Source organism: Limnospira sp. PMC 289.06 (genome assembly GCF_032350395.1).
Lineage (GTDB): Bacteria > Cyanobacteriota > Cyanobacteriia > Cyanobacteriales > Microcoleaceae > Limnospira > Limnospira platensis.
In genome coordinates this window covers 1-16,661 of record NZ_JARPLC010000087.1, presented here as the reverse complement: position 1 = coordinate 16,661, position 16,661 = coordinate 1, and the positions used below count along the sequence as shown (strand labels likewise).

11 protein-coding genes are annotated in these 16,661 nt (G+C 44.2%); 2 read left to right on the top strand and 9 right to left on the bottom strand.

Annotated elements, in window-relative coordinates:
- Positions 1–260: 260 nt before the first annotated feature.
- Positions 261–5,828 (bottom strand): CHAT domain-containing protein, encoded by a 5,568-nt coding sequence (locus P5674_RS16695; protein WP_014277384.1) that lies wholly within the window; start codon positions 5,826–5,828, stop codon positions 261–263.
- Positions 5,829–5,936: 108 nt separating this feature from the next.
- Here P5674_RS16695 and coaE point away from each other — a divergent pair, with 108 nt between their 5' ends.
- Positions 5,937–6,548, top strand: coding sequence for a dephospho-CoA kinase (coaE, locus tag P5674_RS16690; RefSeq protein WP_014277385.1), 612 nt, complete (start codon positions 5,937–5,939; stop codon positions 6,546–6,548).
- A 31-nt stretch (positions 6,549–6,579) separates the two neighbouring features.
- Here the strand turns inward: coaE and P5674_RS16685 are convergent, their stop codons facing one another.
- The 7 genes from P5674_RS16685 to recF form a co-directional block, all read right to left on the bottom strand.
- Entirely contained in the window at positions 6,580–7,308 is a 729-nt protein-coding gene (locus tag P5674_RS16685) for a biliverdin-producing heme oxygenase (protein WP_014277386.1), read from the bottom strand.
- A gap of 170 nt (positions 7,309–7,478) precedes the next feature.
- Positions 7,479–8,156 carry a 5'/3'-nucleotidase SurE gene (gene surE, locus P5674_RS16680; RefSeq protein WP_006617684.1) on the bottom strand — a complete coding sequence of 226 codons (678 nt, stop codon included), beginning with the start codon at positions 8,154–8,156 and terminating at the stop codon, positions 7,479–7,481.
- Positions 8,157–8,209: 53 nt separating this feature from the next.
- A complete protein-coding gene (locus tag P5674_RS16675; protein ID WP_062946028.1) occupies positions 8,210–8,617 on the bottom strand; it encodes a response regulator in 408 nt (135 codons plus the stop codon).
- A 444-nt stretch (positions 8,618–9,061) separates the two neighbouring features.
- The gene (locus P5674_RS16670) at positions 9,062–11,644 is read right to left on the bottom strand and encodes a PAS domain S-box protein (protein ID WP_014277388.1); all 2,583 of its coding nucleotides are present in this window, start codon (positions 11,642–11,644) and stop codon (positions 9,062–9,064) included.
- A gap of 251 nt (positions 11,645–11,895) precedes the next feature.
- Complete coding sequence (locus tag P5674_RS16665; protein ID WP_014277389.1) at positions 11,896–12,582, bottom strand: TIGR02117 family protein; 687 nt, start codon at positions 12,580–12,582, stop codon at positions 11,896–11,898.
- Between the two features lie 114 nt (positions 12,583–12,696).
- Positions 12,697–13,074: a hypothetical protein gene (locus P5674_RS16660; RefSeq protein WP_043468745.1), complete on the bottom strand. Its 378-nt coding sequence runs from the start codon at positions 13,072–13,074 to the stop codon at positions 12,697–12,699.
- 92 nt (positions 13,075–13,166) lie between these two features.
- Positions 13,167–14,306, bottom strand: coding sequence for a DNA replication/repair protein RecF (gene recF, locus P5674_RS16655; protein WP_315670104.1), 1,140 nt, complete (start codon positions 14,304–14,306; stop codon positions 13,167–13,169).
- 119 nt (positions 14,307–14,425) lie between these two features.
- Between recF and P5674_RS16650 the strand changes: the two genes are divergently transcribed.
- A complete protein-coding gene (locus P5674_RS16650) occupies positions 14,426–16,048 on the top strand; it encodes an adenylate/guanylate cyclase domain-containing protein (RefSeq protein WP_350308531.1) in 1,623 nt (540 codons plus the stop codon).
- 39 nt (positions 16,049–16,087) lie between these two features.
- Here P5674_RS16650 and P5674_RS16645 read toward each other — a convergent pair whose 3' ends face one another.
- A complete protein-coding gene (locus tag P5674_RS16645) occupies positions 16,088–16,309 on the bottom strand; it encodes a hypothetical protein (protein WP_014277393.1) in 222 nt (73 codons plus the stop codon).
- Positions 16,310–16,661 lie beyond the last annotated feature (352 nt).

Genomic DNA, 16,661 nt, shown 5'->3' with positions numbered 1-16,661 from the left:
TTAATTAGATACCTGGTGCGTCAGTTTATCAGTTCTCCGGTTCTTATCGGTGTCGGCTGGTCTGACGCACCCTACAAGGTAAGGTTATTTAATTAGATACCTGGTGCGTCAGTTTATCAGTTCTCCGGTTCTTATCGGTGTCGGCTGGTCTGACGCACCCTACAAGGTAAGGTTATTTAATTAGATACCTGGTGCGTCAGTTTATCAGTTCTCCGGTTCTTATCGGTGTCGGCTGGTCTGACGCACCCTACTATATATTATTACCAAGGGCTACCAATAAGAGTAAACCCAGCCCAGTAAAAAGGATGAGATAAATCAACCGGATTTTGTCTAGCTAATTCTTGCGGAACCGGAGTAGATATATCACCGCGACGAGTGCTGATGTTAGTCTGACTCAGCAGGTAGCCATTTTCTAAGCGTACCTGACCATTCAACATAGCTAATTGAGACTGTCGCAGGGCTTCTGCTTTAATAGGAGTAGCAGTTAAAGCATTATAGAATGTCGTCATTAATCCCAAAGTTCCCGCATCACTAACATACCATAAACTCGCCATAGCCGACTTCACCCCAGCTTGAACAGCCAGCCCAGCAAATCCCAATTCCGCCTTTTCATCTCCCACAGCCGTAGTACAAGCACTTAATACCAATAATTCTACCGGAGGTTGATTTAGTCGCAACTCTCGCAGTTGATTTAACCATAACTTTTGGTCCCAAAACTGGATATAAGAACGGTCAGCACCTCCAGATACAAATTCTCCATGAGTTGCTAAGTGAATAATCTTATATTCCGCCTGTTCCCTTTGGGATTTCAGATTAGCTATGGTAAATTCTTCATTTAAAAAGGACGTACCTGGCCACATATTACCAACAATCAAATCTAATTCTAGGGGAACTGCTGGTAAAGGATCTAAATTAGAATTAGGAAACTCAGAAGCACCCATAGCCAAAACCCTAGCATTTTGCAGGTTCACATAACTGGTATCCGTGAGGCTGAGGCTAGGAATAAGACTGAGGCTATAGTGTTCTATTAAGAACTGTTCCCCGTCATATAATGCGGCTAGGGGGAGGGTACGCAAACCAGCATCCATTGAAAAAATTAGGATATCAATGCCATTTTTTTCTAACTCATCTTTGATGGGTTGAATTAACCAATTATATAGTTGTTGTCCTGATTCTTTATACTCAGTATCTTGGAAATTTTGGGGGGTGCGAATTTGATGGCTAAATTGTCGCGCTACTTGTAGGACTTCCTCACGATTAACCGCCACGCTTTTAAATACTGGTTCCCCATTGGGTAAAAGTAATCTTAATTCTAATTGTTCGGGTTGTATGGATACATAAATAATCGCGGGTTTGTAGTTGGTGATACGGACAATATCGCTGAGAGTTTGCCGGATACTTTGGTCATCGACGGTATTTTTATTGAGATTATTGCCGAAATAGTTGATAAATTCACGACCTCGGAATAAATCAATTTGCAGCACCGAGGAAACTAGGGGAGAACGAGCAATTTGGTCAGTAGGTACGGTGGTGGGTTCTACCTGAATTACTAGGTCTCCAGTCGGGTCTATGTCTGTGTTGGCTTCGGTGTGGGAATTAATTAGGGGTGAGTCGGAATCATGATTAGAATTACCGGAAATATTCGGCTCAGTTTCGGAGGCGTTAGAATTGCTGTTACTGTGGCTTAAATTTTCGGAGATACTAGAAACAGAAGATGGGGTGGTTTCTGCATCAGATAAATTTTCATTCTCTGTTGTAATGGTTTGATTAATGGGGGTTTGTTTAATAGAGTTTGGCTCAAAATTATTGCCGATAATTGTAGTATCTGCACCAGCGGTTAATTGACCATCAGTAATGGCTCCGGCGGTTCCATTTTGACTAGGATCACCAATAATTAGAGGGGTAGAAAAGGCTGGTAATCTAATGGTTCCGCTACCAGTTGAACCGATAGTAGAGATACTGGCTTCTACACCATTAATGGCTTCAAAGGTATCTGTAACTCGGAAAAATCGAGAGGTGTCAATTACTAGGGAACCTCCCCGCAATTCGGCTTCTGTATTAATTAGGGAGACTTCAATATCATTCTCGCTAGTTAGCCGGACGGAACCAGCATTTCCCTGGGAGGAATTAGTGTTAATAGCACCTAGAAAAATCTGGTCTGGTGCTTGTACTACTATAGACCCGCCGGCGGTGGAACCGGAGGCATTAAGGTTGCCGCTTCGCACTCCGCCTTGGCTGCTAGTGATGGTAATATTTGCGCCTGTTCCTGGGTCGGTAGCGGTGCTGATATCACCTGTGGTAATATTTCCGAAAGCGGTGATATTAATGCTACTATTGAGGCTGTCAGGGGATACTACTTGCAGATTTCCGGTGGTAATGGTTCCGCGATCGCTATTTAAACTCATACCACGTCCGGCGGTGATATTTCCGGTTTGGATATCATCCTGACCTATGAGGCTTAAAAAAGTACCATCCCCAAAAATATTGCCATCAACTGTAATTTGTCCCCGCTGACTGCTGAGGTCAATTGTTCGGAAAGCCAGACTATCTAAACTTGCATTAGAACGAATTTCTCCGGTTTGAATATTCCCTTGAGAAAGTACATTAATATTACCTCCCGACTGCAAAGACCCGGTAATAACCTCACCTCTAGCACTATTAATGTCTATATTTAAGCCACTGGTATTAATATCACGAACACGGATATCACTATCAGCTTTTAAGGAGATGGAAGCATCACCAGTTGCGGTAATATTTCCCGCTGCTATAATTTTCCCTAAATCACCAGGAGATTGTAATAAGACGGGACTGGTAAAGGTGATATCTTGGGCGATTTCTATGATACTATTTCCATCAATACTACCAATAATAATCCTTTCAAAACCCGGTGCTAAAGCCTCTATATCTGATAACTGGATATCTAAACCATTGGTATTTTCATCACTTCCCAGGGTCATAATTTGCCCAGAATTACTAGGTTCTAATCGTAAATAACCGCTACCACGAACCGAATTAGATCCCCCCACTAGATTAATTTCGGAACCTCGCAATAAAATATTGCCTTGGTTAGACCCATTGGGGAGGGTGTGAATCCCCTCTATTTGGACGATATCCGATTGACTAACTACGCGAATATCTCCGCCTTCTGTCATGAGATTTCCGAGAATAATCTCATTTTCCGCCTGTAAGGTTAAGCTAGAATTCCCTACACCTCTAATGGTGGGTAAACTTTCATCACCAGTGGCGATAATTCTACCTTGAGGCGATCGCATCATCACCGGGTCTTGAAACCTGAGATCTCCCTCAATATAAATAGTCCCCTGAGAATCGGATTTACCAATAATAATCTCGGAGAAGCCTCTAGTAATTTGTGACAATTCCAAGCTGTTAAAATTCAGAGATAAACCCTCTCCAATTCCCGAAGAGTTAGAAGACCGTCTCGAATTTGCACCCAACCTAATATCTTGGGTTGGTGAAGCCGGTTGTAATAATAGAGACCCATTCCCAGAAACACCACCATTAAGGTTAATAGTATCTCCAGTTAACATAATATTACCCCCTGTAGTATCAGGAGATAATAGACCATCCCAAACCCCGGTAGAGATAGCACCCACAGTAATTTCTATACCAGCATCCAAAGTAATATTACCACCAGATTGTCGTCCGCGCGAGTCGATCGCACCTAAATCAATACTCTCGCTAGTGGTAATCAAAACATCACCACCCTCTCCCCTCACCGAGGAGGTAATAATCCGAGATGGTGTCGTCCCATTATTACTGTCATCCATAATAATCCGACTACCCTGGCTAACAATAGACAAATCACCACCACCTCGAAAGCCAGAAGTATTAACACCCTCCAAAAAAATCTCCCGACTAGCTTCTAGTTGGATATTTCCCCCCACTCCTTCCGCATCAGTAGACCGAGAAGATAGGGAACCCGTGATAATTTGGCGACCACTATTAATAGTAATATTTCCGCCGGATAATCTGCCGTTAGTTTCCAGGTTATTAGTAGTAATTGAACCCTCGCTACTATTGAGAGTAATATCACCGCCCATATTAGAATTGTTAGCCGTAGATATTACCCCGGTATTAATCTGACCAATACCACTAGCAGTGAGATTAACATCTCCGCCACTGGTTCTAATATTCCCGGTAGCAATATTGACACCAAAAATATTGAGATTACCACCTCTAGTTAAGATAGTATCGCCACTGTGCATGATAAAAGAACCCTGACCATCTCCGTTAGCATCAGCGCGGAAAGTCACAGTTCCGGTGGTAGTTCTCAGGTCTAGTTTTTGATTAGATAACTGGTCGATGCGAATATCATTTCGTGCTTCCAGGGTAATATCAGCATCGGCGGCTAAATTTTCCAAGGTGGTTTGGGAGAGGGTATATTCTGCTGGTCCTTGGTCGGCGGTAACTACACCATCAAAGTCGATATTATTATTGGGAGATGCTTCGGAGTCTACAATCCTGATATTTAAAGGGTCTAAAAGTAGGGTTCCTAAGTTACCATCTCCGCCGCGCAAATTGACACTACCATCAACGCTGAGAGTTTCGAGACCGGAGATTTCTACAAACCCTCCCAGGTGTTGTCCTTGTGCGGAAATATTGCCGGAAAATTGGGTATGTCCGTCAGACCAAATAATAATCCTGCCGCCGTCTCCGTTAGTGGTGGCGTTGGCTGCTAGGGTAGAATTATCATCGATGAGGGTATAGATAGCATTAGGAACAGTACCCTGTCCTAGGTAATCACCTCCGATTCTAATTGTGCCGCCGTTATCTGGTGCGGAGGCGTTGATATTAGCACCCCAAATTCCGATACGATCGCCAAAAATGTTAACCTGGGGGGAATGGTTAAAAATAGTGGAGTCGGTGTCAATAGTTCCCGACACAGCCACAACTCCAGGATTAGGAGTAATGGGGGTATTAGAACCAGTTAGTTGTATGCGACCATCAGCTAAAATATTGACTCTGGTGGCATAATTATTATCTCCGCCGGTGAGTAGTTCCGGCAAGGATAGGGGGGTAAGATTAGTTGATAATCCATCAGGGGAGGCGGCTGGACTAACTTCTAAGCTGAGAAGATGTCCGGTTTGGGAAATGCGGAGGATATTTTCACCTTCGACCGCTGCGATGGTAATTTCTCCCCCTGGTGCTACCAGTGACCCGGTATTAATGACAGTTCCCCCCAGTAGGATGATATGTTCTCCCTGGGTAACGGCGAGTTCTCCGGCGTTGACAATACTACCAGGGTTGGTGGCAAAGGCGAAGGCGTTAGGAGTGCCGACTAGGGTAGTATAATCATTATCACCGATCGCATTCATCCAGCGATCGCCAAAACCGATACCATTGGCGGTAGTAGCGGTAAAGGAACCTGGAACATCTAAGCGCGCACCCGCACCGAATAAAATCCCGGCTGGGTTGATTAAAAACAGGTTAGAAGCGCCGCCTGTGACCTGCAAAAGTCCGTTAATGCGGGAAGCATCCCCACCCACCACACGGGTGAGGATGTTTTGGATTTCGGGAGTGGCAATAAAGTTAGCCACAGTGCCGGATTCTACGTTAAAGTGGGTGAAACTGTGGAACAGATTACCCCCATTTCCCGAAAGTTGTCCGCCAGTGATGTTAGTTTGATTTCCCTGTTGATGGGTAACGGTGTTGGTGCTGTTGGGTTCCGGTACAATTGATTGAGCGATCGCTGTTTTATACCGGATATGTAAAAAGTTTTGTGGTATAATGGGGAGGATATCCAGAACTATAAAACTGGCACAGGAAACTGGAATCAGCACTGACCGCAGATGGTTTACTGGGTTCATAATCATCTTCTCCCCTTCCCTCACTGGTTACAAGTTTATGATATCTTCTGTTTTCGCACCCTGTTCCATCTTCAGTCGTGGTAGTTGTACTGTCTCATTGACTCACCCATGCGGTTAATTGGCTTAACAGGTGGTATTGGTACGGGTAAAACCACTGTTTCTAACTATTTGGCTGCTACCCATAAACTACCAATATGGGATGCGGACGTTTATTCTAGGTTGGCGGTAGAACCTAACTCACCTGTTCTCAATACTTTGGCGGTTCGCTACGGCTCAGATTTACTCTACTCCGATGGTAGCTTAAATCGAGCCAAGTTGGGGGATATTATTTTTAATAGCTTAACGGAAAGGCAATGGGTGGAAAGTCAAATTCACCCTTTTGTGCGCGATCGCTTTCTGGAAAAACGGCAAGAACTAGAAAAACAGTCTCATTTAGCAGAACCCACGGCGGTTTTAGCGATTCCTCTGCTATTTGAAGCGAATATGACTGATTTGGTCACGGAAATTTGGGTGGTTTACTGTTCACTGTCAACCCAAAAACAGCGACTTATCCAACGACATGGATCTTCCCTAACTCCTACACAAATCCAAGCTAGAATTGATAGCCAAATGCCTTTGAGCGAAAAATGTCAGCGGGCGGATGTTATCATAGACAATTGTGGCAGTCTACAGCACTTGTATCAACAGTGCGATCGAGCCTTAACAGGGGAAAGGGTTTAACTCTGAGTTAACCCCACCCCTGCTTATGGTGTTAGTTCACCGAGTCAGTAGCGGTCGCTAGTTCTGTGGAACCTTTACCGCGTCGGCGAGTTAAGCTATTAAATAGCATAATTCCGATCGCTTTTACCAAATTGCCTTCGAGTTCATTAAACATTTTCATGTTCATTCCGAAAGCATCATTAGCTTCCTCAACAATGCGATCGGCTGTTTCCTGGTCAATCGGCAAATCATTCATGATCTGACGGTAATTGTTCTTAAATTCCTTCTCATCAGGAATTTCGTTAAACTCATAAAATTGAGTTCCTTGACCGTCGGATAAATTCATCGCTGTTTGAGCAATACCTTTCAGGATTTGTCCTCCCGAAAGGTCTCCCAAATAACGGGTGTACAGGTGAGAAATCAACAACGCCGGCTCCCGCTCCGAAATCTCTCTAATTCTAGCCACATAAGCCTGAGCAGCTTCGGAGGGCTGAACTTCCTCCCGCCAGTTGCTACCATAGTAGAACAATAAATCCTGCTCAATAGCAGACTTGCGGTTTAATTCGGGAAAATATAGTTTCGAGAGGATGGGGTGATTTTTATGGCGATCCATTTCCTCTTCCATTGCCGTATAGACAAAGTAGAGATTCCCGGCTAATTTCCGATAGGAGGTTTTTTCAACTGTCCCTCTTAAAAAGCATTTGATAAAACCCACATTTTCCGCCATAGTGTGGGACTTTTTGGTTCCTTCGCGCAACTGGGTGGCTAGGTTAACACTCATAGTAAATTTATTTGATTTTGTTAGCGAGATTTTACAGCAGGTGTATTATCCTGGGGAAACGGCTAATTATACCGCCCGATTTTCTACCTTAAACCTATTTGCTTAAAAATAGTGTTAAGAATTGTCACAGATACTAGACAGGAGAGATTGAAGCTACCAGAAACCCCTGCTTAGAGGAAAATTTGACTGATAGCAATTTTGCCACTGAAACAAACATCTACATCTGTGCCAGGGGTGCGATCGCGTTGACCATAATCTCCGATATATTGGTATTGTTCCCCATTCACCTGATATTTAGTCGGAAGGGGGTCACAGGAGGGGGAACAGAAGACCATTTCCGGGTCTGCTTCTTCTGGCTGTAGATAGGGAAGATTGACATTCCAGAAACTGCGCGGTAAACAAGGTTGATTAAGCAGGTTTTCCAGGACGGCTTGGGTGAGGCGAGTTGCGCGTTTCCAGTCCGCTGGTTTACCGCCTTTTCGATACTGAGAAATAGCAATAGCCGGAATGCCATGTATAGCGGCTTCTCTGACGGCGGCTACAGTCCCAGATATGTAGGTATCAACACCTAAATTACCCCCGGCATTAATACCTGAGAGAACCCAGGACAAATCTGGACATAAATGGCTAATGGCCAGGCGAACACAATCAGCAGGAGTTCCGGCGATCGCATAATGAGTAGGAGAACGGCGTGATATATTAATAGGGGTAGCCGTGGTTACTTGATGACCACAGCCGGAAAGGTGATCGCGGGGAGCGACCCAAAGGCAGGGACGATTTAGGGCCGCCGATAAGGCTTTAATTCCAGGTGCATCAATCCCATCATCATTAGTTAATATAATTGTCATATTTAGGAAGTCAGGTTGCCGTCCCTACATTTTAACCGACCAAGTGCCGAAGATTAAGCGACGTAGGGGATAAAAATTGACCGAGACGCTGCTTTTCTGCTCAGGTCATTTAAGATGGTTGCTATCAGATTATTGACGTTTTTCGCAGTAGTCAAATAATGATTTCGTGCTAATTGAAAACCCAGGGAGCGACAACTGACCGGGAATTCTGATTGAATTAGGATGACGGGAATATCAGCGGTTTTCTGATTTTGCTGTAACCTACGAATAAATCGATCCGTATTGCGATCGCTCAAATTTAAACTACTGATAATGATATGCGGTTCTATTTCTTTGGCGATTTGCGCCCCCCAACTTCCGCCTTCAGCACAGATAATATTAAACTCTTCTAAGGCGATCGTATCCTCTAAGGTCGAGTTAAACTCCTGGCTTTCTTCCACCCACAAAATATTAAATATCATGATTTTATCCTCTTTAAAAATGTATTCACCAATCAGAGTGCGACACCGATTTAATCATCTAAATCCTCACAATCTTATTGATAGAGGACATCAGGAATAATTAACATTCAGAGGGTGATTAATGAGAAAACCACGATATCACTGCCAATTATCTACCCCACGACCCCAGGATATTAACCAATAGCTTTTACTAACCAGTCCCATACAAGTTAATTCACCGGCGATCAGGCTTTTAGTTCCCCCAGAGTCCGTTGTTTTGACCTCTATCACAACTATCTACTCAATATACACAGCAATTGTGAAGATTATGTGATCAAAAACCCAATTTTTCTATAAATATGTTAGACTCTAGGCATCAGGCCCGTTGTTCAAGATAGCCATGCTATTAGCCGCAGGGATGCGGAACTGCCCAAACTCCCCTGCCAGGCTATATTGATGAGGGTCTTAGGTATTATCGTGATTGTGTATGGGGATCTGAATACAAAACTCTGAACCCATACCCATTTCTGATGTACAGTTTAACTTTCCTTTGTGCAAATCGACGACAATTTGATAGCTAACGGATAGACCCAACCCAGTCCCCTGACCCACAGGCTTGGTGGTGAAGAAAGGGTCAAAAATGCGCGATCGCAACTCTTCAGGTATACCCACTCCATTATCAGCAATGCGAATAAATGCCAGCTTATTTTTATGTAAACCCGTAGTAATTGTCAGTGTAGGTTGCTTAGAAGATTCCTGAGATGCCGGGTTTTTTAGGGCATCAATAGCATTATTAAAGATATGCAAAAACACCTGATTGATCTGACCAGCATAGCACTCAATTTTAGGCAAATCACCGTAATTTTTAATCACCATTATTTCCCGCTGTTTCGGTAATAGTCTTAGGCGACTCTTGAGGATCATCAAAGTGCTATCAATCCCCTGATGAATGTCTACTTCCTTAATTTCCGACTCATTCAATCGGGAAAAAGTTTGCAGAGAGTTAACAATTTCCTGAATCCTTCTAGCGCCATTCTGAATAGAATTAATCAACTGAGGAATATCAGTAATTAAAAAATTGAGATCAATCTCTTCGATTAATTCTGTAATCGCTAATGGTGGTTCTGTATAATATTGTCGATAGGATTCAATTAGCAACAGTAAATCTTGGGTATATTCTTCCAGGTGAGACACATTACCAACAATAAATCCCACCGGATTATTAATTTCATGAGCCACCCCCGCCACCATTTGTCCTAAGCCAGACATTTTCTCACTCTGAATTAGTTGGGTTTGGGTGCGTTTGAGTTTAACTAAGGCTTTTTCTAGTTTCTCGGTCTGTTGTTGGAGGTGAATTTCCGCCCGTTTGCGCTCAGTAATATCCATAATCGTCCCAAACAGGCTGACAATTTGGTTATCGTGATTCAAAATGGCTTTAAACTTAACATGAACATAGCTAACTGAGTTGTCATCCCTGAGAATTCGGGCTTCTACCTGACAAGCAGTTCCATTATTGCGAGTTTCTGCGAGGGCTTTCTCAATCAATGGTCTATCTTCGGGGTGATAGCATTGCAGACATTCATCTACGGAAGGCATACCCAAGGTCTGGTCTAAGCCCAAAATCCGAAATACCTCGTCAGACCAAGTAATTTCTCCGGTCTCGAGATCCAATTCCCAATTACCAATATGGGCTAATTCCTGGGCTTCCTGAAGATCGGAGGTGATTTCCCGCAGGTTAGCTTCTGCCTTTTTCCGGGCTGTAATATCAGTTAAAGATGCTACAGCACCCAAAATATTACCCTGACCATCTTTGATAGCACTAGCGCGCAGTAACACCTGAAAGACACGGTTATTTTTAGCCCGGTGTTCGACTTCACCCACCCAGTTTTTACCTTGGCTAATTTCGGCAAAAATTTGAGCGGGAATTTGCGGGTCAGTATAAGCCCCAGATATCCCCCCAAATACTTGGTTAAATTCTTCTGGGGTTTCACACCCAAACATCTCGGAAAAGGCGGGATTTTGATAAAAGTGATTCCACTGTGCATCAGCCATAGCGATCGCATCACTAGAACTTTCCACAGCCTGTTTATAAAGCATTAAGGTAGCTTCAGCCTGTTTGCGATCGGTAACATCACGGCAAATACACACCACCCCAGCCACACTTTTAGTTAGAGACATCTCCTGAATGAAGAAACTACCATCTTGGCGACGACTGCGGAGTTCTCCTTGCCATTCATTTTCGGCCGCAAATACGGGAGAGACTTCTCGCTGGATATATTCTATCTCATCCTCATCATATAATTCCTGCCAAGTTTTGCCTAAAATATCTTCAGTTTTGCTGTAGCCGAACATTTCTAAATAGGCACGGTTAACATAGGTAAATACTCCCTGGGAAGTTTGCAAGGCGATACCGTCGGTGCCCGCTTCAATGGCGGCGAGTCGTTGTTTGAGTAGTTCCTCTTGTTGCAGGCGATCGCCAATATCATCTAATATTCCCAAAAGCCCGACTATATTTCCCTGGTGATTATCAAGGGGAATTTTGGTAGTTTCGACCAGAATTTCTGCCCCAGTCACTAGATGGCGAGTTCCTCTGAGCTTTATTTGAGGCGATTTTGAGGACATCACTTGGCGATCTAATTCCTGATACAATTTAGCCTCTTGAGGAGTCCAGGGTAAATCATGATCAGTTTTACCGACAATTTCCCTGGGGTGTTGTAATCCGGCTTTCTCCGCAAATTGACGGTTACATCCCAAATAAACAGAGTCACAGTCTTTCCAAAAAATCGCTTGGGGAACATAATCAATTACCATCTGTAACAGGTGGTGACAATTTATGAAATTGGACTGATTGGTAATTTTCTGCTGATCTAATTGTTGCCTCAGACTTTCATTTTCTTGTTGCAGTTGCACTACATGACGACGTAATTCGGCAAGTTCGTACAGATGGTTGGTTGGTTCAGTTTCTGAACAATCACAAGCGTGATTAGATAAGCTATCGTTAACGGTCAAATCTACACCTGATATAGACCCATTTTCATTGTCGGACATTGGATTTTCCCTTGATTTCATCGGCGACCTAAATTCGCACCCACCCTCTATCGCATCTGGTCTTGAGAAAATTATAGCTTGAGTCCTGAAAAAATATAGCTGTTCTGAGATTAAACCAAAATATTTTTTAGTCAAGCCTCCCCTCGGGGGGCATCCCCAATTTCCCCGCAGTTATATCCGCGAATTTGAAGGAAAACCTGATTTTAACTGCACAACATTTAGCTTTATATCTACCCTAGGAGGTAGGTAATTTAGCAACTGCTTCTAGCTTTGTTGAGTATCAAAAGGGGTAAGCTAGGCTGGCGTGGGGTTTGCACGCGGGCGGCTCGTAATGCTTCTGCTACCCATGTATTACAATGTCTAAGAAGGGAATAAACACCTTTGGCTTCATAAAAACTGTCTCTGATACCATAACCATAGCCTATTCTGATGGGCTTTCCGGCGGAGTCAAGTCTAAAGGAATTTTGCAGAAAATCGACTAATTTTAAGTAATTATCCTCACTGATATTAAGGGGTTGTAAATCTTGTGCTACTGGGAGGGTCTGATATACTTGAACTCGCAACACTGATGGAGTAGGTAGAAATAATGCTTTGAGGGCGGTTGGTAATTGCAAATCGGCGAAGGTGGGAGATTCTAGGTAAACTTGGCGATCGCCCCAACCCAGGGCTAGATATCGATAATTCCCAGCGGTTTGTTTACCGATTTCTGATAATTCCATAAACTGATGCCAGTCAAATACTGAGGTTTCCACTGGCACGAAGATATCAGTATGCAATATATTACCGGTTATATGAATGGTTATATCACAGTTTTTTTGAGCAGGTAAAATCCAGAAGTAAGGCAGGAATAATGGCAGGATTACAACTATCACAAATGCCAGGATAGTGATGATTTTATATTTAGCTTTTCCGGGGAGTTTTAGCTTAGATATATTCACTATGAAGGGCTTGATTTTGGGGGGAGTTGATTAATGCTTGAGGGGGCGCGAAAAAGGGGCGTGAGTAAATCACACCCCATAATTGTACTGTCCTAAACTGGAATTGAGGTCAAGCTATTTGATAGCAACCACTTCTGATTCTGTGGGTTGTTCGGCTTCGATCGCAGTATTTTCGGTAATGATGTCATCATTAAGATCCAGGGAACCGCCAGGGGCTTCTGGGTGTTGGGTAGAAATAGCCATCCGGCGATAGGCATAAGCCCCACCAGCGGCACCAGCGGCAGCCAACCCAGTGACACCAGCAATGGCAGCGATCGCTTTATAGTCGGATTTAAAAAGGCTCATATTATGCCAGAAAGAGGTCAACTTAGTAGTTGCAGCCCCTTCAGTAGCTTGACCTTTGCTGCTGAACACACAAGCGGTAGCCGCAGTAGTAGCCAAGGAAACGGTGGCGATCGCCATAGCAGATGCTAGTACAGAAAGTCGCTTCATGTTTAATGAGTGTGATAAGAGTGGTCTACAAAACATTAGCTAGATATGTTAGCAGCTAATTTTGATTTTGGGTGGTATCAAATTTGGCAAAATCAGAAAAAATCAGTAATTTTGCCTTGTTGAACCATGAGAATTTGGCTTTGCTGCAACCACTGATGGTCAAAAGCACCTAAATGGGTAGTAGTAATCAGAGTTTGAAATCGCTCAGAGATGGCTTGTAGAAGCTGATTTTGGCGATGGGGGTCAAGTTCTGCCAATACATCGTCCAACAGAAGTAAGGGGGGTTCACCGATGACGGACTCAATTAGTTGCAATTCCGCCAACTTGAGGGCTAAAACTAAAGTCCGCTGCTGACCGGATGATCCATATTGACGGGCGGGAGTTTGGTTAATGGTAAAAATGACATCATCACGGTGGGGACCCACTAGAGTCAACCCTTGAGAACGTTCGGCGATCGCCCGGGTGCTAATTTTTGTCAAAAATGCCTGTTGTACCTGTTCAGGAGGCCACCGAGACCACCTCTGTTGTGGTTTACAAGGGGGTTCAATGTTAGGCTGATAGGTGATATTGAGGGTTTCCCTACTGCCACTAATACTTTGATGCCACATCCTAGCTAAAGGTTCGAGCCTTTCAATGACGCGATCGCGGCGACGCAGTACCCGCGCCCCAGTGACTGCTAATTGAGCATCCCAAACCGCCAATTCTTCGGGGGTAGTTCCTCCCATGGGTCCCCGTCTTAACAAAGCATTACGTTGTCGCAACACCTGGTTATATTGATCTAACATATAGGCATAAACTGGTTCTAGTTGAATCAGAAGCCGATCAAGCCAGTGGCGGCGTTCAGCAGGACCACCGCGCACAAGATCCAAATCCAGACTAGAAAACTGGACAACATTAAGGATACTGAGAAAATCAAGATGACGTTTGACCGATTGACCATTGATAGCAACCGTCCGGCGACCTTGACTCCGCAAAGTCAAAGCGAGGTCAAGTGTGCTACTATCACGCTCAAGGGTAGCAGTAATTTGGGCGATAGCATGATTGTCCAAAACCAGATCGCGATCGCGATTAACCCGATGACTTTTGAGGGTAGACAGCAATTCGACGGCTTCGAGTAGATTGGATTTGCCTTGAGCGTTGTTGCCCACTAAAATAGTTTTGGGAGCATCAAACGCCACGTCTTGAGCTTCGTAGTTGCGAAACTGTCGGAGATGTAGCGTTTTCAGGTACATAGAGTCAGGAGAAAAAAAGATCCGGTGCTTAATTGTCTCATCTAACCAGATGAATTCTTTCTGCTACCACATCAGGGACGATCTTCACTATGTTATCTTAGGGCTAAACTTGAGCAAACGTGCTATATCTAATCCATAATCCCGATACATCGAGTCAGGTAACTTATGAGTTAATGCGCGGTGTCAATACCATCGGGCGTAGCCGGGATAATAGTATCTGTATTACAGATATGAGTCTGTCCCGACAACACGCCGTGATTGAGGTTCAGAACAACCGGGTGACTGTTAGCGATCGCAACAGCAGTAATCATGTCTTTGTCAATGAAGCCATGATCCAAAATTGTGAACTGAAAAATGGAGACCTACTGCGCTTGGGGAGGGTGGTTTTAAAATTCGTCACCTCCGGTATCGCCACCTCGAAAAAGTCGCCCCACATGGAGCGATCGCCTACGGCTGTAGTTACCCAGTTTTATCCCCGTTCAGATATGATTGGGATGCAGGATTTATTGGAACCCGAAGAACGAGATCGTCACTCGGTTCTGAATCTTCGCTCCTCCGATACCCATTTACGAGCCGTAGATAAACTCAAAATCTTATTAGATGTTAGTAAACAATTATCATCCCCAGAACCCACCAATAAACTACTTGATAAAATCCTAGATTTACTGTTTAAAATTATGGGGATTGATCGCGCAGCAATTTTATTAGTAAATAACATAACTAAAGCAATAGAAGAAAAAGCAGTTCGTTATCGTTCTCAAGTGTTAGAGGATGAATATTTTTATAGTAAAAGTATTACTAATACAGTCCTAGAAACTGGGAACGCCATCTTAACTTCAGATGCCCATGTAGACGAGCGTTTTCAGGATTCTGAGTCAATTCTTTACCAAGCTATTCATGCTTCCGTGTGCGTTCCTCTGAAACCCAGAGATAAAGTAATTGGGGTTTTGTATGTAGATAATCTATCCATGTCTGATGTTTATTCTAATGAAGATGTGGAGTTTTTAAGCACTTTAGCCAATCAAGCTGCCATTGCGATCGACAACGCCGAACTGCGCCAAAAAATGCAGGAAGAAGCGGTAATGCGTAACAAACTAGAGCAATTTTTTGCTCCGGCGGTGAGTCGCAAACTACGGGAAGAAGGCAAACTAGAAATTATCGAAGCTGAAGTTACCGCCTTATTTTCTGATATTACTCGCTTTACGCAAATGTCTTCTCGCCTGGAACCTCGCCAAGTTATCTCTATGTTGAATGAATACTTTAAAGTGATGGTGGAGGATATTGTGTTCCCCTATCAAGGAACCTTAGAAAAATATATCGGTGATGCTTTAGTAGCTGTGTGGGGGGCTCCCTACGCCCGCAAAGATGATGTCGAAAGAGCAGTTAAAGCCGCCATTGATATGCAATGGGCTGTCCGTCGCATGAACGATCGCTGGACTAAGGATTATGCGGAACCTTTGCAAATTCACATAGGCTTAAATACTGGAATTGTAGCAGCCGGAAATATTGGTTCAGACCGATTAATTCAATACGCCCATATTGGTGATACTATGAACGTCGCCAGCCGTATTTGTAGTGCTGCCCAAGCTGGAGAAATTATGATTTCTGAAAGTACATTTAAGCAACTGAGCGACCATAGTTTCCCCCTGGAAAAAATGCCCCATATTCGAGTGAAAGGTAAGGATCAAGCCCTCCAGCTTTACCGTCTTCATTGGGAAGAAGTTCATACCATTTCCCTATAATCTGGCGACTATTACCCGTTGATATGACCGGGGACGAACTCACAAAGCGCCTATATCCCCCCTATTAGGGCGATCGCTTTGAGTGGGTGGGTGGTAATCGTGGGTTAGGGCGGGTGCAGCTAGTGGGCTGGTTTTTCTCATGGTATATCTAGCACCCGCCCCTACTGGCGGTGGGAATCGTGGGTTAGGGCGATCGCTTTGAGTGGGTGGGTGGTAATCGTGGGTTAGGGCGGGTGCAGCTAGTGGGCTGGTTTTTCTCATGGTATATCTAGCACCCGCCCCTACTGGCGGTGGGAATCGTGGGTTAGGGCGATCGCTTTGAGTGGGTGGGTGGTAATCGTGGGTTAGGGCGATCGCTTTGAGTGGGTTGGTTTCTCTAAGGGCATATCTAGCACCCGCCCCTACATGGGCGATACTACTGGTTAGGTTAGGTTAGGGCGATCGCTTTGAGTGGGCTGGTTTCTCTAAGGGCATATCTAGCACCCGCCCCTACACAGCCGCCCCGACTCTATATTTCTGTCGCCTCCCCTGGGTGAACTACCCCACCCTGCCGTTGGCGAGGATGGGGCTTCCTGATTCAACGGGAACTGCATCTAACAAAACTGATGTTTTG